Here is a 20,271-nt window from a genome sequence, read left to right as displayed (position 1 = left end):
GGGTCAGCCGACGACGGCGCGGAGATCCTGCACCAGCCGCTGGTACGAGGCGATCTCCAGCGCGAGCGGCGAGATCGCCTGCTTGACCGCCTTGGCGATCTCCGTGTGGTACTGCTCGCGGACCCACTGCGCGTAGCGCCGGGCCCCCGTGGCGATCACGCGTTCGCGCACCAGTCGGAAGATCAGCCACCCCACGGCACCGACGACCGCAAGGCCGATCGGTAGCGATATGCCGGCCACCTCCGGCGTGTCGTCGATCGGCAGTTCGAGGTAGGTCGACGCCGCCAGCACAGCCAGCCAGACGACGCCGATCACGGCGAGCAGTTCGAACAGCCCCCACGACAGCGACACCGGCCGCCACCATTTGCGCCGTGGCGGCGTCGCGGTCACGCGCGAGAGCGCATCGCTGGTCATCCGCTGGAGCGGTCCGCTGGCGTCCAGCGCGACCTCGCGCAGGCGCGAGCGCCACGGCCTGGTCAGCCCGCGTCCGTACTCGACGCTCAGCTCCTGCAGGGCGTGCTGTACGGCGACCGGCGACGGGTCGTTGGCGTCGGGGTCGAAGTCCTCCAGTGCGAACGTCGACGACGGCCTCCGGCGCGGGATGATCCCGGCCAGCGCCCGCAGCAGGGGCGGACGGGTCGCGCGGCGGGCCGCGATCGCGTACCGCTGCGCCTCTGCCGCCGCCCGATCCTCGACCCTCGCCGCCGACGCGACCACGTCGACGAGCGGATCCGGTTGGAGCGCATGTTCGGGCGGGAGGCCGATGTGCGCGGCGAGGTCGTCGGCCGTCTTGCGCAGGTCGCCGTCGATGCGCTGCATCGCCGCGGTGCGGCGGTTCGCCATCTCCGACAGGGCGCCCCGCAGCTTGCCCATGCCGGTGCCCTCGGTCGCCGAGATCGGAAAGATCTCGACCTTGCCGAGTCCCTCGCCCGCCAGGATGCGCCGGAGATCGGTGACGCACGCGTCGCGCTCGGCCGCGACGAGCTGATCGACCTTGTTCAACGCGACGAGTTGCACCTCGGCGTGCTGGCGCAGATCCTTCAGGTAGCCCCGGTGCAGGATGCCCTGGGCGTACTTCTGCGGATCCAGCACCCACAGCAGCACGTCGACGCGCCGGATGAGCTTGTCGACCGTCGCCTTGTGGTCGATGCGGATCGAATCGTGATCGGGGAGATCGAGGACGATCAGTCCCGAATCAAGACCGATCTTGTTCTCGGGTGTGAAGCGCTTGCGGACATCGAGCCAGTCGAGCAGCGAGTCCGCGCCCTCGATGTCACCGACCACGAGTCCGAACGGGTCGGTCGTCGTCGGCCGGCGCACACCGACCTCAGCGACGTCCTCACCGGCGAGCGCGTTGAACAGCGTCGACTTGCCGCTGCCGGTGCCGCCCGCCAGCGCGACCACGATCGCGGCATCGCCCCGCGCCAGTCGCTCGCCGGCGTTGACGCGCACCGCCGTGGCCCGGTCGACGACCTCCTCGGGCATCATGCCGCGGCCCGAGTCGACCGCGCGTTCCAGGGCATGCAGGCGTGGCGCCAGGCCCTTCCCGGTGTCGTTCTTGGTCAGTTCACCCACGACCGCACCTTCTGGACGGCATCTGCGCGCTCGTCGAGCTGATCCATCAACTTGGGCGACGGCGCCGCCGCGGCGAGCACCGCGGTGAAGCGGCGACGGTGCACGGCGACCAGCTCGGTGAAGCGCTTCTCGAGATCGCTGCGCACCGTACCGATCAACCATCGCATGTTCGCGGCACCCAGCACCCGCGTCAACAGCGCCTGGTTGGCGGCGCCCGCGGCGGTCGCGATGCCAGCTTCGGCGCCGGTGAGCCCACCGGTCTGCGCGAGCGTGGCGATGATCGCGCCGGTCGCGGTCGCGTTGATGACGGCGGTGAGCCACCGCGCCCGCAGGCGGCGCTTGGCGCCCTTGGTCTCGACCAGCCGCACCACGGTCGCCTGCCACTCGTCGATGGTCTTGCGGGTCCGCGCCTCGAGGTCCGGTGGTGGCTCGGACAGCTCGGGATTGTCCTCGAGCAGTTCACCGCCGGCGGGCACCGTCCCCCACTCGTCGACGATGCGCCCCGACGCAAGCTCCAGCAACTGGTACGCCAGATCGGCGACGTCGGTCGCGACCGCCTGCCGGACCTCCTCCTCCTCGTCGGCCCGTTCACCGCCCAGCGTGCCCATCAGGCTGCGCGCCCAAGTGCTCGCGCGTTCACCCGCGCGCTCGACGAGCGCCAGCATGCCGCTGCTGCCAGCGAACCGGTTCCAGCGCAGCACGACCTCGTCACGCAGCGCGCGCCCGTCGTCGAGAGCCGCGCCGAAGTCCCGGCGCGACTGGGCGATCGCCCGGTTGATCACGTCGTTGAGGACACCCAGCGTGGTCGTCTCGTCGCGCACCCACTCGATCAACCCGGCGACGTCGGACGTCATGATGTCGAGCGCACCCTCGATCGTCTGCCGGCGACGCGAGCGACGGACCAGCGGGCCGGACAGCTCGCGCAGCCACCGTTCGATGCTGCCGACCACCGGGCGTGGCAGGCGTTCGTCGATGACCCGCGCGGTTTCGACCGTGAACAGCTCCGGCTCGATCGACGCGCTCTGTGCGAGCTTGTCGTTGAAGTCCGCCGCCAACTCGTCGACGTTCTCGGCGTCGACCCGGGTCAGGGCGACCGCGATCGCGGTCCGCCGCGCGCCGGCTCGGATCAGGTAGCGCATCGATTCGTGATCGGCGTACTTGGCCGCCGAGGTGCACCACAGCCACACGTCGGCGGCATCGAGCAGTGCATCGGCGATCTCGCGGTTGCGTGCCGAGATCGAGTCGATGTCAGGCGCGTCGACCAACGCCAGCCCCAGGGGGATGTCCTCGTCGCGGATCAGCTCCAACCTCGCGGCGTTCTCGCCGGCGTCGCGGCCCGACCGACGGCCCTCGTACTCGACCCGCACGAAGTCCGCGAGCACCCGGTCGTCGGTGAACCAGTGGGCGTCCACCGGGTGCACGATGAGGACGGGGTTCTCGGTCGTCGGTCGGATCACGCCGGTCCGCGACACCGCGCGACCGACCAGTGTGTTGACGATCGTGGACTTGCCCGATCCGGTCGTGCCACCGACCACCACCAACAGCGGCGCCCCGAGCGAACTGATGCGCGCGACCAGGCCGTCGATCTCACGTCGGAGGTGGTCCCGTTCCGCGCGGCGTTCCTGGGCCTGGTCCGCAGACAGCGAGAACGAGCACGCCGCGATCACCTGACGCAGGTCACGGAGCGCGGTGACCAGTGGCGCGGTGTCGGTGGCCTCGTCCATGTCCTCCCAAACCTGCGTCCTCGACAGACCTGCGGGGCGCAGGTACTCGATCGGCAACCTTCGATGCTAGTCGCCCGTGATCAGGCGGTCGCGACGAAACCTTCCGACAGCAAAGCGCATGAGCAGCAACGTTAGCAACCACAGGATCACGCCGAGGGCGATCAGCAATGCCATGTCGAACAGGAACAGGCCGGCGACCTGTGCCACGACCATGCCCACGATGGGGACCACGACGATGCCGCTCATCTGACTCGCCTCCTGGAACGTCTTGACCCGGGCCGAGATCACGACGATCACGCCGAGGCTGACGCCGGCCGCCCCAGGTGCGACGAACCCCACGAGCACCACCCACACACGGTTGGGAAACGCCGCGGGCAGGCCGTAGGCGCCGAGCACCCCGTTGGCGATCACGCCGTAGCACGCCGCGCAGACCAGTGTCACGACCGTGGCGATCAGCCATGGTGCGAGCAGCTTGCCGACGAACAGTTCGCGGTCGGTCGTCGGCGAGTGCAGCAGCGCGTCGAGCGTGCCGCGCTCGCGTTCTCCGACCACGCTGTCGGCCGCCGTCACGCTGGCCACGAGTATCGGCACCAGCAGGAACAACGGTGCGAAGACATACACGAGCAGCAGCAGGACGGCCTGCTGGGCGGGGTCGTCGGGCAGGGCAGGGATGTCCGGTGGCAGGCGCGCCAGCAGCAGACGCAGCTCGTCGGACAGCGCGGACGGCGCATCGACGGCCGTCAGCAGCACCAGCGGTGGCACCAGCAGCAGGAGGACCGGCACGATCACCGAGGGCAGCAGGACCGCGCGGCTGCGCCTGACGACGCGCAGGTCCCTGCCGGCGATCGCGAGCACCGCCGAGCGGTTGAACGAACCGGTCACAGCTGCCCGCCCGCATTCGAGGACGCCTCCGACACGTCGGATTCCTCGCCGTGCAACGCCAGGTAGAAGTCGGTCAGCGTCGGCTGGTCGATCGCGACGCCGTAGATGTCGATGCCGTCCTCCACGAGCATGCGCACCAGCGCCGGCACGTCCTCGTAGCCGACGCCGTGGACGCGCACGGCACCGTCCTCGATGGGCTCGACCGTGTACGACATCGTCGCTGCAAGCTCTCCGATCCGCGGGTGCGCGTCGTCGTCCACCCGCAGCTGCAGGCCTCGCGCCGCCACGCGTCCCGCCAGTTCGGAGGGCGATCCGAGTGCGACCAGCGCGCCGCGCTGCAGTACGGCGACCCGGTCACAGATCGCCGCGGCCTCGGTCAGGTCGTGGGTCGACATGACGACCGTCCGGGCGTGTGCACGGGCCAGGTCGCTGATGAGCTGGCGCACACCGTGGGCGGCCATCGGATCCAGCGTCGCGGTCGGCTCGTCGAGCAGCAGCAGCGACGGGTTTGGCAGCAGCATCCGCGCGAGGGCGAGGCGCCGCGCCATCCCGGCGCTGTAGTCGCCGACGACGTCGTCGAGCCGGTCGTCGAGGTGGAACGACGTCGTCAGTTCGCCTATGCGGTCGCCGGCGTGCCGCCGGTCCACTTCGTGGAGTCGCGCCGTGAACTCGAGGTTCTCGCGTCCGGTCAGCCGTCGGTCCAGGGAGGGCTGCGTCAGCAGGACGCCGGTGCGCCGGCGTACATCGGCGCCGTCGATGGCGGGGTCCATACCGAACACACGCACCGTGCCCCGGGTCGCCGCCAGGACGCCGTCGATCAACCGCAGCGTGGTGGTCTTGCCGGCGCCGTTGTGCCCCAGCAGCCCGATCACGTCGCCCTCCGCGATCTCGAGGGTCAGGTCTCTGACGGCCGTGACGCTGCCGAACTCACGGGTGACGCCGCTGAGCGCGACCACGCCGGCGCGTTCAGCGGTCACTCCTCGGCCGGCTCGACGAGCAGTCGTCCACACTGGACGCACCGGGCCAGACCGAGCTCGCCGATCTCCCGGCCCTCCTCCAGCTCGCCGGCCGTCAGCTGCAGGTGACAACCCTGGCACGTGTTGTTGCGCAGCTCTGCGACCGCCACTCCGTCCTTGCGGGCGCGCAACCTGTCGTACGCTCCGACGATGCCGGGCGTCAGCCCGGCGACGACCTCTCGCCGGGCGGCCCGCTTCTCGCCCAGCTCGGCATCGATGTCGGCGGCCGCGGCGTCACGCGCCTGCTCCAACGGCGTGACCTCGTCACGCAGCTCGACGCGGCGCTCCTCCAGCGTCTTGACCGTCCCGGTCAGCTCCTCGTGCCGTTCCATGGCCTCGAGCAGCTCGTCCTCGAGGTCGCGCTTGCGGGTCTTGAGCGAGGACAGCTCGCTGCGCAGCGCCTCGACCTCGCGCTCGGTGACGATGGCCCCCGAGTACATCCGACCCTCCTCGGCCCGACGCCTGCTGTCGACGGCGTTGACGTCGTGTTCCAGGCGCTTCTGGCGGCGGTCCACCGCCACGAGCTCGTCCCTGGCCGTGAGATGGTCCGAGTTGACCTTGTCCAGCAGCGCAGCGCGGTCGTCGAGCGCCTGCTGCTCGGGCAGGTGCGCGCGACGGTGCTCCAGGCGACGGATGTCGGTGTCGATCTGCTGGAGTCGCAGCAGCTGACGCTGCTGCTCGGCACTCGCCTTCGTCACGATGTGGTCGCCTTTGATCCGTCGTGCGCGCAGTAGTCCGACCACGGCTCGGTGATCGTGGTCGACGCTAGCAGGCGCGCACCGAGGCCACGAGCGCTCGCCGCACGGGCGAGCCGTTCGTGCAGCGCAGGCAGCGCCGCCGCCTCGGTCGCGAAGTGGCCGGCGTCGATGACCGACAGTCCGAGGGTCAGGGCGTCGAGCACGACGTGGTGACGCAGGTCGCCGGTGACGTACAGCTCCGCTCCCGCATGGCGCGCGGCGTCGAGCAGGCCGTCGCCCGCACCACCGCAGGCAGCGACGCGGCGGACGGTACGGTCGAGCGCACCCGCGACCCGCAGGTGCGGAGCCGGTAGTGCGCGCGCGAGCCGGTCGGCCAGCGCACGCACCGGTGTCGCCTCGGCCAGCGTTCCGATGCGTCCGAGACCGCGATCGGGATCGTCGTCCAGGGGCTCAAGGGGCGTGACGTCGGCCAGATCGAGCGCGGCGACGATCGGCTCGGTCGTGCCGGGCACGGCCGCGTCGAAGTTGGTGTGCACGGCCAGCACGGCGACACGCTGGCGGGCGGCGTGCAGCGCGACCGCGCCCGGTGCGGTGTCGGGTGTCAGCCGTGCCAGCGGACGGAACAGCAGCGGGTGGTGTGCGATCACCAGGTCCGCGCCACGGCGCACCGCCTCGTCGATCACGGCCAGAGTCACGTCCAGACTGATCATGGCTGTACCGACCGGATCGCCTGGATCACCGACGTGCAGGCCGACGGCGTCCCAGGAGGCAGCGGTCTCGGGCGCGTAGCACGCGGCGACGAGGTCGGTCCAATCGCCCAGCCGGTCGGTCGTCATGGCCGCACAGGCTAGCCGACGCCGCATCCCGGCGGTTCGCGTCGGTTGACGACCCCTGACGTGGGGCAGGATCCGTTGTCGGACGAGCGCGGACTCCGCGCCCGTTGTGAGCCGGTGCGCCGTACGAAAGGGTCGGATCGACGTGGCGGTCAGCAGCGAGCACCGCCGGCGCGCGCGTGACATCTGGCCACGACGACGTGACCGGTGGGCGTCGGCCGCTGCCGATCTGCTCGACGAGGCGATGGCCGATCGGTTCATGGCGCGCGCCGGCCGATGGTACGCCGACGCGTACGACGCACTCGCGCAGGTCTACGGCGCCCACGACGTCGCAGATCTGCTCGACACGCTGCTGCAGAGCGTGCTGCGCGCGACGGCTGGAAGACCACATGCGCTGCGCCGGCTGGACGTCACGCGCGAGATCAACCCGCACTGGTACCTCGACGAGGCGATGATCGGGTACGTCTGCTACGCCGACCGCTTCGCGGATGATCTCGCCGGCGTGACCGACCACATCGGCTACCTCGCCGAGCTCGGCGTCACCTACCTGCACCTCATGCCGGTGCTGGAACCGCGCGAGGGCCCCAACGACGGCGGCTACGCCGTGGCCGACTACCGTGCAGTGGACCCGCTGCTGGGGACGATCGACGATCTCCACGCGATGGCCGGCACGTTGCGCGAACACAACGTCAGCCTCTGCATCGACCTGGTGGTCAACCACACGGCGCGGGAGCACGAGTGGGCGCGCAAGGCGATCGCGGGTGAGCAGCACTACCGCGAGTACTACCTGGTGTACGACGATCGTGAGCTGCCCGACGCCTACGAGCGGACGTTGCCCGAGGTCTTCCCTGACCGTGCGCCCGGCAACTTCACGTGGGTCGACGAACTCGATGCGTGGGTGTGGACCTCGTTCCACGACTACCAGTGGGATCTGAACTGGGCGAACCCCGCCGTGTTCGAGGAGATGCTGGAGATCATCTGCGACCTTGCCAACATCGGTGTCGAGGTCTTCCGCCTCGACGCCGTGCCGTTCATCTGGAAGCGGATGGGCACGGACTGCCAGAACCAGCCGGAGGCCCACCTGCTGCTGCAGGCCCTGCGCGCACTCATGCGGATCGCGGCACCGGCGATCCTGTTCAAGGCCGAGGCGATCGTGTCTCCCGGCGATCTGGTCCAGTACCTCGGCGGGCACGACCTCCAGCGGCCCGAATGCGATCTCGCGTACCACAACCAGTTGATGGTCCTGCTGTGGTCGTCGGTGGCATCACGGGACGTCGGCCTCGCCACCAACGCGCTGGGGCGCATGCGCAGACCTCCACCGGAGACGACGTGGATGACCTACATCCGGTGTCACGACGACATCGGCTGGACCATCACCGAGGAGGACGCGGCGACCGTGGGCGCCGACGGCTTCGGTCACCGGTCGTTCCTCGTGGACTTCTACGCGGGGGACTTCCCGGGGTCGTTCGCCCGTGGCGCGCGCTTCGGTCTCAACCCGGCGACCGGCGACGCCCGGACGTCGGGTACCGCCGCGTCGCTCGCCGGGCTCGAGGAGGCGCTCGAACGCGACGATCCGACACTGCTCGACGCAGCGATCTCGCGGCTGCTGCTGCTGCACGCGGTGATCTACGGCTGGGGCGGCATCCCGCTGCTCTACATGGGCGACGAGATCGGGCTGCGCAACGACCACTGGTACCTGGAGCGCCCCGAGCACGCCGCCGACAACCGCTGGATGCACCGCCCCCGCATGGACTGGGACGCGGCCGCGCGCCGGGACGACCCGACCACGCTCGAGGGCCGCCTGTTCGACAGCTTCCGCCAGCTGGGGCGCGCGCGGGCGACCACGCCACAGTTGCAGGACTTCGACGCGACCGTGGCACCGCTGCGTCACGACAACCCGCACGTCCTGGCGTGGATGCGCAGCCACCCGCGCTTCGGCACGATGCTCGGGCTCGCCAACGTCGCCGACGACCCGCAGTCGGCGGACGCCGACCTGTGCCGGCGCGTGCTGCTGGGCCAACCCCGCGACGTGCTGGACGTCTGGGACGTCACGATCGCCGAGGGCCGCATCCACCTGCCGCCGCTGTCGGTCGCGTGGATCACCGACGGCTGATCCTCCTCCGCGCACGCGTGACGCTCACCCCACGCCCTCCGCGTTCGTGGCGTCCTCCTCTGAGGCACTAGGCTGGAGCGGCCCCGAGGGGGCGTAGCTCAGCGGAAGAGCGCTCGCCTTACAAGCGAGAGGTCGCAGGTTCGACACCTGCCGCCCCCACAAACCACGTCTGACCTGCGCATATCCGTCCGATCCGTTTCCCCAGGCACGACCATCGACGTCCGCGTACGGCAGCTTCGTCTGATCTCCAGGGAGGTAGCTTGAAGCGCCTCGGTGCCACGGGAGCGGCAGCTCTGTTCGGAGGCGTGCTCGTGTTCCTTCTGCTGTTTCCTGCAAACGGGAACGATTCTGACCCGCCGGAGTGCTTCTCCGTCCTCAACTACGTCGTGCCGTGCGGCTTCGGCCACGACCAGAGCCCGGGTGCTGGGTTTGCCGTTCTTGGCGCTAGTGCGGCGGTCGGCCTCGTTGTCGTGGGAGCTTTCGCGGGACGCCGTGACCGCGACCGGGCCAGCCGAGAGTCTGCCGTCTAGCGGCGTCCGGGGGCTCTCCCACGGTGCGGGACGTGCACACTTCTGCGGTCCCTCGCCGCAAGGACCGCAATGAGACTGGCAACGCCGAACGTCGCGAATCCCGGGTGGCGACCCGTCGGTCCGGCGAGGCCTGCGCTACTCGGGCCTCGGACGCTTCGGCACCGTGGCGCCCCCTCCTTCGATCGCCAGATGACCGCGTTTCTCCATGCCGGCTGCCGCAAACCTGCGGTGTTCGGGATGAACCGTGGGCTCGGTACCCGGGGCTTGGAGTGTCACGCCACTGATGCCAGGATCTCGAGCAGCGCGGTCGTGGCGGGTGGGTCCGGCGGGTTGCCGTAGGTGGCGGCATAGATCTGGCGGGTGCTGTCGGTGAGCTGTGTGGTGTGGATGCCCGGCGTCCGGATGGGGTTGTCACTGACGAGGTACAGGGGGCGTCCAACAGGTGGGTGAGTCTGATTCCTTCCTCCTCCAGCGGAGTGTCGGCGTGCCGGAAGATCAAGGCGATGTCGACGTGTCCGGAGCGCAGCATCGTCAGGCCGTCGACCGGGTGAGCATCGACAAGGTCAACTCGATTTCCGGGTGCGACCGGGACAACTCGGCGGCTGCCTTCGGTACGAGGGTGCTGAGGATCGTTTGGAAACCCGCGAGTCGTACCCGTCCGGCGCGAAGGCCCACGCGGGCGGCGTCCACCCGCCCCAAGATCTCTGCTGCCCGCTGCGCGTCTACCGCCAACCGCACTCGGCACTGCCCGAGTGCGTCGGGCTATGGCCGTCCCGAAATCCCTACGAGAACGGGCGGGCTCACCGAACCGCGGCCAGACCGCCGACTGGCCGAACGACCACTTCCAGCGGGTGCCGTCGGGACCCGTCGACCCACGTCTCGGTCTTCTGTACGTAGCAGCGCTCGGCCGCATCGATGCCACCGGTCGACAGTCCGCGGCCCGCAGCGCTGCTCGGTGGTCACGACCTCGGTGGACGTCCCGGTCTCCACGCCGAGGTGGTTGATCGAGCCGCCAGCGACCGGTAGCGGGCACGTTGTCGCGCTACAGGAACCGTCGGAGAAGCTCGGCGACCTGGGCGGAGTCGACGGCGCGTTCCCGCAGGCGGAAGAAGTCGTCGAGGTGGCCCGGGGTGACGAGGAACAGGATCGTGGCCGGACCGTCGAGCGAGCGGAAGGTGTGGGACAACCCGCGCGGCATGAAAGGACCGTCCCAGCCGCCGCTCCACGTGTCGTGGCCGCACTGGCACTCGATGCTGCCCTCGAGGACGACGATCGTCTCGTCCTCGTGCGCGTGCGCGTGCAGCGGCGGTCCGTCACCGTCGACGACGGTGCGGTACATGGCCAGACTGCCGCCGGTCGACCGGTTCGAGCACTTCACCTCGGGACCGCGACCGTCGACGCCCTCGTCCGGCGCCAGCATGTACCCGGCGGTCGGTGTCGGCGCGGATGCAGCGGTCCCGCGACTGGCCACTGCGAGTTCGTCGGTGGGATCGCCCGCGCTGTGGGCAAGATCAGCGCCGTCGTGGGCGGGATCTGGACGCCTGTCGTCTGGCATGTCACCCACTCAGATGTCGGCGCCCACATAGGCCGCGAGGTGCTCGCCGGTCAGGCTCGAGCGATCGGCGATCAGATCGGCGGGGGTGCCCTCGAAGACGATCCGTCCGCCGTCGTGGCCGGCCCCGGGACCCAGGTCGATGATCCAGTCGGCGTGGGCCATGACCCCCTGGTGGTGCTCGACGACGATGACCGACGTGCCGGAGTCGACGAGTTGGTCGAGCAGACCGAGCAACTGCTCGACGTCGGCGAGGTGCAGGCCGGTGGTCGGCTCGTCGAGGATGTAGACGCCGCCCTTGTCGGCCATGTGCGTGGCGAGCTTGAGCCGCTGCCGCTCACCGCCGGACAGCGTGGTCAGCGGCTGCCCGAGCCGGAGGTAGCCGAGTCCGACATCGGCGAGCCGCTGCAGGATCCGCTGCGCCGCCGGGATGCGCGCCGCGCCGGCCCCGAAGAACTCCATGGCCTCGGCCACCGACATTGCGAGCACCTCAGCGATGCTGCGACCACCGAAGGTGTACTCGAGCACCGCCGCCTGGAACCGCTTCCCGTCACAGTCCTCGCAGGTGGAGGCGACGCTGTCCATGAACCCGAGCTCCGTGTAGATGACGCCGACGCCGTTGCACGTGGGGCAGGCACCCTCGGAGTTGGCGCTGAACAGCGCCGGCTTCACGTCGTTCGCCTTGGCGAACGCCTTGCGGATCGGGTCGAGCAGTCCGGTGTACGTCGCCGGATAGCTCCGCGTCGAGCCGCGGATCGCGCTCTGGTCGATCGCCATCACACCGTCGCCGCGAGGGATCGAGCCGTGCACGAGCGAACTCTTGCCCGAGCCCGCGACGCCGGTGATCACACAGAGGACGCCAAGCGGGATGTCGACATCGACGTCACACAGATTGTGCGTCGTCGCGCCGCGGATCTCCAGGGCACCGGTCGGTTCGCGCACCGTCCCCTTGAGCGCAGCCCGGTCGTCGAGGTGGCGGCCGGTGACCGTGCCGCTTGACTGCAGCCCCTCGACCGTCCCCTCGTAGCAGATCGTGCCGCCAGCGGTGCCGGCACCGGGGCCGAGGTCGACCACGTGGTCGGCGATCGCGATCGTCTCCGGCTCGTGCTCCACGACGAGCACCGTGTTGCCCTTGTCCCGCAGCGCCCGCAGCAGGTCGTTCATCCGCGCCACGTCGTGCGGGTGCAGCCCGATCGTCGGCTCGTCGAAGACGTAGGTGACGTCGGTGAGCGAGGAGCCGAGGTGGCGGATCATCTTGACGCGCTGCGCCTCGCCGCCCGACAACGTGCCTGACGGCCGGTCGAGCGCGAGGTAGCCCAACCCGATCTCGGTGAACGAGTCGAGGATCTGTCCCAACCCCTCGAGCAACGGCGCCACCGACGGCTCATCGAGGTCGCGGACCCACGCCGCCAGATCGCTGACCTGCATCGCACCCGCCTCACCGAGGTGGATGCCGGCGATCTTCGACGACCGCGCCGCCTCGGCCAGGCGGGTGCCGCCGCACTCGGCGCAGGCCTTGAAGGTGGCCGCACGCTCCACGAACCGTCGGATGTGCGGCTGCAGCGAATCGCGGTCCTTGGAGAACATCGACTTCTGTAGCCGCACCAGCAGGCCCTCGTACGTCCGGTTGACGCCGTTGACCTTGACCTTCGCTCCCTCGTGGTGGAGGAAGTCGTGCAACTCCTGCGCGGTGTAGTCACGGATCGGCTTGTCCGGGTCGAGGAAGCTGGACTCGGTGTACAGCGTCACCATCCACCCGTCCGCGGTGTAGTTCGGGACCTTGATCGCGCCCTCGGCCAGCGACTTCGCGTCGTCGAAGACCTCGGTCAGGTCGATGTCAGGGACCGTGCCGAGTCCCTCACAGTGCGGGCACATGCCGCCAGTGCGGGAGAAGCTGACCTTCTGGGCCTTGCCGCCGCCGACGGCGATCGCACCGCTCGCCTTGACCGACGGGACGTTGAAAGCGAACGCGCTGGGTGGACCGATGTGCGGCTCCCCGAGCCGACTGAACAGGATGCGCAGCAACGCGTTGGCGTCGGTGGCGGTGCCCACTGTGGAGCGCGCGTCCGCACCCATCCGCTCCTGGTCGACGACGATCGCGGTGGTCAAGCCGTCGAGCACGTCGACCTCGGGACGCGCCAGCGTCGGCATGAAGCCCTGCACGAACGCGCTGTAGGTCTCGTTGATGAGTCGCTGCGACTCCGCGGCGATCGTCCCGAACGCCAGCGAGCTCTTGCCCGAGCCGGAGACGCCGGTGAACACCGTCAGCCGGCGCTTCGGCAGCTCGACGCTGATGTCGGCGAGGTTGTTCACGCGCGCGCCGTGCACGCGGATCAGATCGTGGCTGTCGGCCGGGTGCACCGCGTGCGCGTGCGCGTCCGCCTTCGTGGCCGTGGTCATCGTGCCCTCCATGTGTTGCCAGCAACGGTACGACGTGGTCGGCGCACACCGTCCGAACCTGATGCGCGACGAACCGGTCACCCGGACATGGACGTCGTGGGTGACCGGTGCGCGGTGTCGCGGCGACGTTGCGCGCAGGAGCGGGGCGCTGCGACCGCGGAAGGGCTCAGTGCAGCTCTTGGATCCGGACCAGGTTGCCCGCCGGATCACGAAAGGCGCAGTCGCGAATGCCGTACGGCTGCTCGGTCGGCTCCTGGACGACCTCGGCGTCGCCGGCCTGCAGCCGATCGAACGCCCCGTCGAGGTCCTTGGTCGCCAGGACGACCGTGGCGTAGGTGCCCTTGGCCATCATCTCGTCGATGGTGTGACGCTCGTCGTCGGTCAGGCCCGGAGTGGCCGCCGGCGGGAACAGCACGATGGACGTGCCCGGCTGGCCGGGCGGGCCGACCGTGATCCAGCGCATCCCCTGGTAGCCGACGTCGTTGCGGACCTCGAAGCCGAGGGTGTCGCGGTAGAAGGCCAGTGCGGCGTCCGGGTCGTTCTGCGGAAGGAAGCTGTGGTGAATTGTGATGTCCATGACGGTCACCCTACGAGCGACCCGCGACCCGCGCTTCTCGATTCCTGATCGGTCTGGTCACCTGCTTCGCCACACACGACGGCATCCCCACGGTCGCACGCGCCCCCTGGCGCCGGTAGACGCTGGGCGGCACCCCGACCAGCTCGGTGAACCGGGTGCTGAAGGTGCCCAGCGATGCGCAACCGACCGCGAAGCAGACCTCGGTGACGCTGAGGTCACCACGACGCAGCAACGCCATCGCGCGCTCGATGCGCCGCGTCAGCAGGTAGGCGTACGGTGACTCGCCGTACGCGAGCCGGAACTGACGGCTGAGGTGCCCGGCCGACATGTGCGCGCCCCGGGCGAGCGCCTCGACATCCAGCGGCTGCGCGTACTCCCGGTCGATCCGGTCGCGCACGCGGCGCAGCTGCGCGAGGTCACGCAGGTGCTGCGCCCTGGCGGATCTGTTGGCCATGTGCACGATCGTGCCACGTCGCGCCGGGGTTGCCCAGCGCGGAGAGTGCCGCGCGTCGTGTCCTGCGGCACGAACCAGCCGCTCACGGACGCCGCCACTGAAGGTGTCCCCCAACGCGCGGACGTCCGCGGGCGCGCCTCAGCGCGTCGGAGGATGGTCGCCCAGACCGCGCTCGACGTGGTCGGTGTGGAACAACGCGTCCTCGACGAGCTGCCGCAGGTGCACGTTGTCGATGCGGTAGTGCACGGTCGTGCCGTCGCGACGCGTGGCCACCAGACGGGCGAGTCGCAGCTTGGCGAGGTGCTGGGAGATCGCGCTGGGCGTGCGGCCGACCGCGTCGGCCAGCGCGTTGACCGACAGCTCGCCGGCCTCCAGCAGGCGCAGCACGATGCGGATGCGGGTCGGATCGCCGAGCATCCGGAACGTCTCGGCCGCGATGTCGACGGCGTCGTCCGCCGGATAGGCGAACGCGTGCACGTGGTCGGGCGGCGTCGTCACCGGTCGTGGTGCGCGATCGCGTCGTGGTGACCGTCGCCGGTCGGCCCGACGTGCACGGTGGCCCACCGCAGCCGGGGCACGTGGTGGACGAGGGCGTGCTCGACCGTGGTCGCCACATCGTGCGCGACCGCCAGCGTGGCATCCCCGTCACACCGCACGTCGAGCTCGGCGCGCAGGCGGTTGCCGATCCACCGCACGCGCGATGCGTCGACCGACCGCACGCCGTCGACGCCCGCCGCCACATCACGGACGCGTCGGGTCAACGCCGGATCGACGCTGTCCATCAGCCGGCCGAAGACGTCACGCGCCGCCTGCCGGAGCACGACCAGGATCATGGTCGCGATGCCCAGGCCGACCACGGGGTCGGCGATCGGGAAGCCGAGTCCGACCCCCAGCGCGCCGCCCGCCACGGCACCCGACGTCAGGCTGTCGGTCCGGGCGTGCAGGCCGTCGGCGACCAGTGCGGCCGAGCCGATGCGGCGGCCGACGCGGATGCGGTAGCGCGCGACGGCCTCGTTGCCGAGCGCACCGACCACTCCGGCGGCGGCCACCCACCACACGTGCGCGACGGGGCGCGGCTCGAGCAGACGATCGACGGCCTCCCACGCGGCCACCACCGCCGACAGCGCGATCATGGCGACGATGAACAGGCCTGCGAGGTCCTCGGCGCGGCCGTAGCCGTAGGTGAAGCGGTCGCTGCCGGCGCGGCGGCTGACACGGAACGCGATCCACAGCGGGATGGCCGTCAGCGCGTCCGAGAAGTTGTGGACCGTGTCAGCCAGCAGCGCAACCGAGCCGCTCACGGCATAGATGGCCAGTTGCGCGAGCGCCGTCGCTCCGAGGCCGAGCAGCGAGAGCTTGACCGCGCGGATGCCCTCCGTGCTTGCCTCGAGCGCGCTGTCGGTCGCGGCGGCCGGATCGTGGCTGTGTGGGCGGACCAGCTCAAGCAGGCGCGCACGCACGCCCGTGTCGTGCCCGTTGTCGTGGGCGTCATGGCCGACGTGATCACCGTTTCCGCCGACACCATGCGGGGTCTCACCGTCGTGCCGACCGCGTTCCCCCGCCACAGCACCGGGTCCGCGTCCCGAGTTGTTCATCGCCTCTCTTATCTTCGTATCCGCGCAGATAAGCATCATAGACATCCGAGCTGCGGGTGTCAGCACCGGATGGATCGTGATCGTCAGTCGAGTGGCTCGCTGACCGGGGCGTCGGGCGGCTGGCAGGCATCGACGCGTCGGGCGGCATGCCGGCCCGGGCGACCAAGGTGGACGACGCGGACGCCGCACGACCGGGCACCCCTACTGCGTGTGATGGTCGCCCGGTATCCTCGCATCATGGCGGTCCACGGCACCCGCACATGACGACGGACGACACGATGAGCGGTCGTGTCGATGCCTGGACCGCACGGCAGGGACTGCGGCTGCGCGGCTACAACCCGTGGGAGATCCTGGTCGACGCGCTGCGCGCAGGATTGCAGCACCGGATCACCGGGCTGGCGGCCGAGATGGCGTTCTTCGCATCGCTGGCGTTGGTCCCGTTCACGGTGGCGTTCGGCGGCGTGCTCGGCTACATCGAGCCGTGGGCGGGACCCGAAAGCGTCGAGCAGACCGAGCGGGTGGTCACCGAGGTGATGACGATCATCCTCGGCCCCGACCTGGTCGTCGACGTCGCCGCTCCGTACGTGCAGGCCCAGCTCGAGCAGGCGCGCGGTGGTCTGGCGATCGGGGGTCTCGTGGCCGGGCTGTGGCTGGCCAGCCGCGTGTTCCTGCCCGCTGTGCTGGCGCTCGATCTGGCCTACGACGCCATCGGCGCGCGGACGGTCCTCAAGCGTCGGGCGATCGCGGTGGTGCTCGCGCTGAGTTCGCTGGTGGTCATCACCGTGCAGGTGATGCTGCTGGTGTTCGGACCATTGCTGGGCGGCGCACGGGAGCTGGCGGAGCAGTTCGACCTGAGCTCGACGTTCACGGTGCTGTGGGGCGTGTTCCGCTGGCCGGTGCTCGGCGCGGTGCTCGCGGTCTTCCTGCTGGTCGTCTACCGCTTCGTGCCCGCACGGCGCCTGGGGTGGCGCCACTCGCTGCCAGGCGCGGTCGTCGCCGTGCTCGCGTGGTTGGTGGCTGCCGCCGGCTTCCGCGCCTACCTGGCCGCCGGCATCAACCCGGGGCAGGGTCTGGAGCTGTCGACGGACGCACTGACCTCGGTCGGTCGCGCGCTGGGCGCCCTGGTCGCGACCGTCCTGTGGGTGTTCCTGTCCAGCGTCGCGGTGCTGTTCGGCGGCGAGATCAACGCCGCCATCGACCGCCGGCGGCGTGCGCGCACCTGATCGGCGTCCCGCGCGGCAGCCACGGCCGCGAGACGAGGCCGCCGTCAGGCCTGCGCGGCCTCGGCCGAGTCGAGTGGCACCGTCGACGCGGCGTCGGGAGGCACCGTCGACGGCGCGTCCGATTCCTGCCGGTCCACACGTTCGAGCAGGGGCACGAGCGCGTGGAGCGCCTCGCACAGCAGCACCGACGGCTTGTCGGCCTGCGGGCGGTCGGCCACGACGATGAGATCGTGGGTCTCGGCCCGCCGCCACCGGCCACTGGTGATCAGCCCGCGCTCGGTTCGCACCGTGATCGCCGGCGCCTCCGTCGTCGGGATCGCGTCGACCGCCCATGACGCCAGTTGCCCGGGCTCGGCCAGATCGCCCGCGTTGCCGTCGGCCCACCGCGGCTCGGTGAACCGTTCGCCGTCGAGCGTCGCGATGACGAGTGCGTCAGCCTCGAGCAGCTCACGCAGCGACAGCGCGGCACGGTCAACCAGGTTGTCCGCGTCATCGGCCGAGCCGAGATCCGTCGCGAACCGCCGCAGCGCGCGCTCGCGATCCGCGGCCCGACGCACGACCGCGAGGTGCTCGACCTGGTCCACCGCGCCCACACGCAACAGCGTCATGCCGCCGACGATCAGAAATGACAACGCCGACAGGCCACGGTTGACCAGGGTGATCGCGTCGTACCGCGAGAACACCAGCGCGTTCTCGTACGCGGCGGCCACGTTCGCGGCGAGCGCGAGGACGATCGTCCACGTCGTGAGGCGACGCGAGTGCGCGAGACCGGATACGGCGATCGGGATGTTGAAGATGATCGCGACGACCAGATCCTGCGTGGTCGTCATGTCGACGAGCAGGCCGGCGAACAGCAGACCCAGCGTGAGGTTCATGACCACCCGTCGACGATGCAGCAGATCGCCTGCGACGCCGCTGGCGCGGCGGAGCAGCGACATCGCACGACCGCTCCACGACGCCTCGGTCACGTCTGCCGCTTCGACACGTGGGCGTGGAACCGGTCGAAGTCGTCGTGACCGCTGACGACCACGAGGCGATCTCCGGTGAGCAGCTCGTAGTCGGCATCGGGATTGACAGCGAGGCCGCCATCGCGGCGCACTGCGATCACCTGCACGCCGAAGCGGCGAGGCAGCGAGAGGTCCGCGAGGCTGCCCTGCAGCTCCTGCGTGATGATCTCGACCTCGGCGACCCGGTGGTCCTGCCCCAGCTCGAAGGCGTGGATGATGCCCGGCGTCGCGAGCTGGCGTGCCAGTCGCATGCCCATGTCGTGCTCCGGTCTGACGACCTCGTCGGCACCGACGCTGGCCAGCACCCGCGCGGTGAGCGCGGTGTCGGCCTTGCTGATCAGGTGGCGCGCACCGACGCCCTTGGCGGCCACGGTCGCCAGGATGCTGGCCTGCAGGTTCTGCCCGATGGCCACGACGACGGTGTCGAACTCGGCGATGCCGAGCTTGGCCAGCGCATCCTCGTTGGTGGCGTCGAGGATCACCGCGTGTGTGACCTTGTCGACGACGGCGTCGATCGCCTGCTCGTCGTTGTCGACGACCACCACCTCGTGGCCGAGGTTCGACAGCGTCTCTGCCATCGCGGCGCCGAACCGGCCGGCGCCGATGATGAGGTACTGGTTGGTGGTCATCCGATCACGACGTCCTCGGCCGGGTAGCGGATCTCCCGGGCCGGGTGCTCTGCGACCAGCGTCAGCGCGAACGTCATGAACCCGATGCGACCGAGGTACATCAACAGCATGATAACGATGCGGCCGAAGGGGCTGAGGTCAGCGGTCGCGCCCAGCGACAGCCCGACGGTGCCGAATGCCGAGACCGTCTCGAACAGCAGCGCGGACAGTGTGATGTCGGGTTCGGTGATCGCCAGCAGCGTCAACGCCGCACCGCACACCATCACACCGCTGAAGCCGATCACGCCGGCGCGCACCACCGTGCCCGGAGCGATCCGCCGGTTGAAGGCAGAGATGTCCGGACGGCGACGAATGACGCTCCACGCCGCGATCACCAGCACGAAGAACGTCAGCGTCTTGATGCCGCCAGCCGTCGATCCCGGGTTGCCGCCGATGAACATCAGCAGGATGGTGAACAGCACCGTGGACGTGTTCATGCTCGCGTAGTCGAGCGTGTTGAAGCCCGCCGTGCGCGGCGTGACCGCCTGGAACGGGCTCGCCTGCAGGCGATCGGGCACCGCCATTGGCTGCAACGTCTCGGGATTGCCCCACTCCAGCAGCAGAAAGGTCACGGCGGCAGCCGCGACCAGGAGGATCGTGATGCTGACGGCCATGCGGGTGTGCAACGTCACCCGGGCACGTTGTGACGGTCGGTAGTGCCCGATCAGGTTCACGATCACCACGAACCCGAGCCCGCCGATCACGATCAGGCCGATCACGGTGGCGTTCATCAGCGGGTTTGATGCGAAGCCGGACAGGCTGTCGGCGTAGAGCGCGAAGCCGGCGTTGTTGAACGCGCTGACGCTGTGGAACACGGCGTGGAAGACGCCGGCCGTCCAACCCTCCGCGCGGACGAACGGGCCGGCCAGCAGCACGGCGCCGACGCCTTCCACGACGGCGACCAGCACGACGATCGACCGCACCAGCAACAGCACGCTGCCCAGGTCGGTGGCGCTGACCTGCTCCCGGATGCGGATCCGCGCGCCGTATCCCAACCGGCGGCCGGTCGCCAGCGTCAGCACCGTGCCGAGCGTCAGCAGGCCGAGGCCACCGAGTTGGAACAGCGCCATGATCACGAACTGGTCGAAGCGGCTGAACGCGGTGCCGGTGTCGACCACGACGAGGCCGGTCACGCAGACCGCGCTGGTCGCGGTGAACAACGCGTCGAGCACGGTGACGCGGACCCCGTCAGCGTGCGACATCGGCAGTGACAGCAGCACGGCGCCGACGGCGATCGCCGCCAGGAAGGACAGGGCGATCAGGCGCGCGGGCGACGATCGCCGGCGCTGAAGCACGGTGATCGTCCTCCTCCGTCGTCGGGTGGCGCCACCGGCGTCGGCGGCAGGTCGAACCACCGCGCCGCGACGACGGGGTGGGAACGTCAGCACCGTAGCGGTTGCACGCCGGCGCGTCGCAGGCCACCG

17 protein-coding genes and 1 tRNA gene are annotated in these 20,271 nt (G+C 70.1%); 3 read left to right on the top strand and 15 right to left on the bottom strand.

Translation table 11 applies throughout. The annotated features are described in order from the left end of the window. Positions 1-3 precede the first annotated feature (3 nt). From VFZ70_04495 to VFZ70_04470, 6 genes are all read right to left on the bottom strand, one after another. Positions 4-1,575 (bottom strand): GTPase, encoded by a 1,572-nt coding sequence (locus tag VFZ70_04495; GenBank protein ID HEX6255049.1) that lies wholly within the window; start codon positions 1,573-1,575, stop codon positions 4-6. Beyond that, positions 1,563-3,299 (bottom strand): dynamin family protein, encoded by a 1,737-nt coding sequence (locus VFZ70_04490; protein ID HEX6255048.1) that lies wholly within the window; start codon positions 3,297-3,299, stop codon positions 1,563-1,565. The genes VFZ70_04495 and VFZ70_04490 overlap by 13 nt, the downstream gene beginning before the upstream one ends. Positions 3,300-3,365: 66 nt before the next feature. Continuing rightward, on the bottom strand, positions 3,366-4,181 hold the full coding sequence (locus tag VFZ70_04485) for an ABC transporter permease subunit (protein HEX6255047.1): 816 nt from the start codon (positions 4,179-4,181) through the stop codon (positions 3,366-3,368). Continuing rightward, positions 4,178-5,158, bottom strand: coding sequence for an ABC transporter ATP-binding protein (locus VFZ70_04480; GenBank protein HEX6255046.1), 981 nt, complete (start codon positions 5,156-5,158; stop codon positions 4,178-4,180). The genes VFZ70_04485 and VFZ70_04480 overlap by 4 nt, the downstream gene beginning before the upstream one ends. Next, complete coding sequence (locus tag VFZ70_04475) at positions 5,155-5,895, bottom strand: hypothetical protein (GenBank protein ID HEX6255045.1); 741 nt, start codon at positions 5,893-5,895, stop codon at positions 5,155-5,157. Before VFZ70_04475 ends, VFZ70_04480 begins: the two co-directional genes overlap by 4 nt. Next, the gene (locus VFZ70_04470; GenBank protein HEX6255044.1) at positions 5,892-6,731 is read right to left on the bottom strand and encodes a Nif3-like dinuclear metal center hexameric protein; all 840 of its coding nucleotides are present in this window, start codon (positions 6,729-6,731) and stop codon (positions 5,892-5,894) included. Before VFZ70_04470 ends, VFZ70_04475 begins: the two co-directional genes overlap by 4 nt. Before the next feature lie 142 nt (positions 6,732-6,873). Between VFZ70_04470 and VFZ70_04465 the strand changes: the two genes are divergently transcribed. Both VFZ70_04465 and VFZ70_04460 read left to right on the top strand, forming a co-directional pair. Then, complete coding sequence (locus tag VFZ70_04465) at positions 6,874-8,841, top strand: alpha-amylase family protein (protein HEX6255043.1); 1,968 nt, start codon at positions 6,874-6,876, stop codon at positions 8,839-8,841. An 87-nt stretch (positions 8,842-8,928) separates the two neighbouring features. After that, a tRNA-Val gene (locus VFZ70_04460) sits at positions 8,929-9,000 on the top strand. A 1,413-nt stretch (positions 9,001-10,413) separates the two neighbouring features. On the opposite strand, the gene VFZ70_04455 is transcribed toward VFZ70_04460, so the two are convergent. The 6 genes from VFZ70_04455 to VFZ70_04430 form a co-directional block, all read right to left on the bottom strand. Further along, the gene (locus tag VFZ70_04455) at positions 10,414-10,926 is read right to left on the bottom strand and encodes a hypothetical protein (protein HEX6255042.1); all 513 of its coding nucleotides are present in this window, start codon (positions 10,924-10,926) and stop codon (positions 10,414-10,416) included. 9 nt (positions 10,927-10,935) lie between these two features. Beyond that, on the bottom strand, positions 10,936-13,323 hold the full coding sequence (locus VFZ70_04450; GenBank protein ID HEX6255041.1) for an excinuclease ABC subunit UvrA: 2,388 nt from the start codon (positions 13,321-13,323) through the stop codon (positions 10,936-10,938). A 166-nt stretch (positions 13,324-13,489) separates the two neighbouring features. Beyond that, complete coding sequence (locus VFZ70_04445; GenBank protein HEX6255040.1) at positions 13,490-13,900, bottom strand: VOC family protein; 411 nt, start codon at positions 13,898-13,900, stop codon at positions 13,490-13,492. Positions 13,901-13,910: 10 nt separating this feature from the next. After that, positions 13,911-14,354 carry a helix-turn-helix transcriptional regulator gene (locus VFZ70_04440; GenBank protein HEX6255039.1) on the bottom strand — a complete coding sequence of 148 codons (444 nt, stop codon included), beginning with the start codon at positions 14,352-14,354 and terminating at the stop codon, positions 13,911-13,913. Positions 14,355-14,492: 138 nt separating this feature from the next. Next, positions 14,493-14,852 (bottom strand): metalloregulator ArsR/SmtB family transcription factor, encoded by a 360-nt coding sequence (locus tag VFZ70_04435; protein HEX6255038.1) that lies wholly within the window; start codon positions 14,850-14,852, stop codon positions 14,493-14,495. After that, on the bottom strand, positions 14,849-15,988 hold the full coding sequence (locus VFZ70_04430) for a cation diffusion facilitator family transporter (GenBank protein ID HEX6255037.1): 1,140 nt from the start codon (positions 15,986-15,988) through the stop codon (positions 14,849-14,851). The genes VFZ70_04435 and VFZ70_04430 overlap by 4 nt, the downstream gene beginning before the upstream one ends. A gap of 239 nt (positions 15,989-16,227) precedes the next feature. On the opposite strand from VFZ70_04430, the gene VFZ70_04425 reads away from it, so the two are divergent. Further along, a complete protein-coding gene (locus tag VFZ70_04425; protein ID HEX6255036.1) occupies positions 16,228-17,172 on the top strand; it encodes a YihY/virulence factor BrkB family protein in 945 nt (314 codons plus the stop codon). A 44-nt stretch (positions 17,173-17,216) separates the two neighbouring features. Here VFZ70_04425 and VFZ70_04420 read toward each other — a convergent pair whose 3' ends face one another. The 3 genes from VFZ70_04420 to VFZ70_04410 are packed head-to-tail and all read right to left on the bottom strand — an operon-like array spanning position 17,217 to position 20,142. Further along, a complete protein-coding gene (locus VFZ70_04420; GenBank protein ID HEX6255035.1) occupies positions 17,217-18,110 on the bottom strand; it encodes a hypothetical protein in 894 nt (297 codons plus the stop codon). 26 nt (positions 18,111-18,136) lie between these two features. Continuing rightward, positions 18,137-18,808, bottom strand: a complete 672-nt coding sequence (locus tag VFZ70_04415) for a TrkA family potassium uptake protein (GenBank protein HEX6255034.1) — start codon at positions 18,806-18,808, stop codon at positions 18,137-18,139. Further along, a complete protein-coding gene (locus VFZ70_04410; protein HEX6255033.1) occupies positions 18,805-20,142 on the bottom strand; it encodes a TrkH family potassium uptake protein in 1,338 nt (445 codons plus the stop codon). Before VFZ70_04410 ends, VFZ70_04415 begins: the two co-directional genes overlap by 4 nt. Positions 20,143-20,271: the final 129 nt, after the last annotated feature.

Source organism: Euzebyales bacterium (assembly GCA_036374135.1).
Lineage (GTDB): Bacteria > Actinomycetota > Nitriliruptoria > Euzebyales > JAHELV01 > JAHELV01.
The sequence above is the reverse complement of the archived record's forward strand: the minus strand, read 5'-3'. Positions and strand labels throughout refer to the sequence as shown.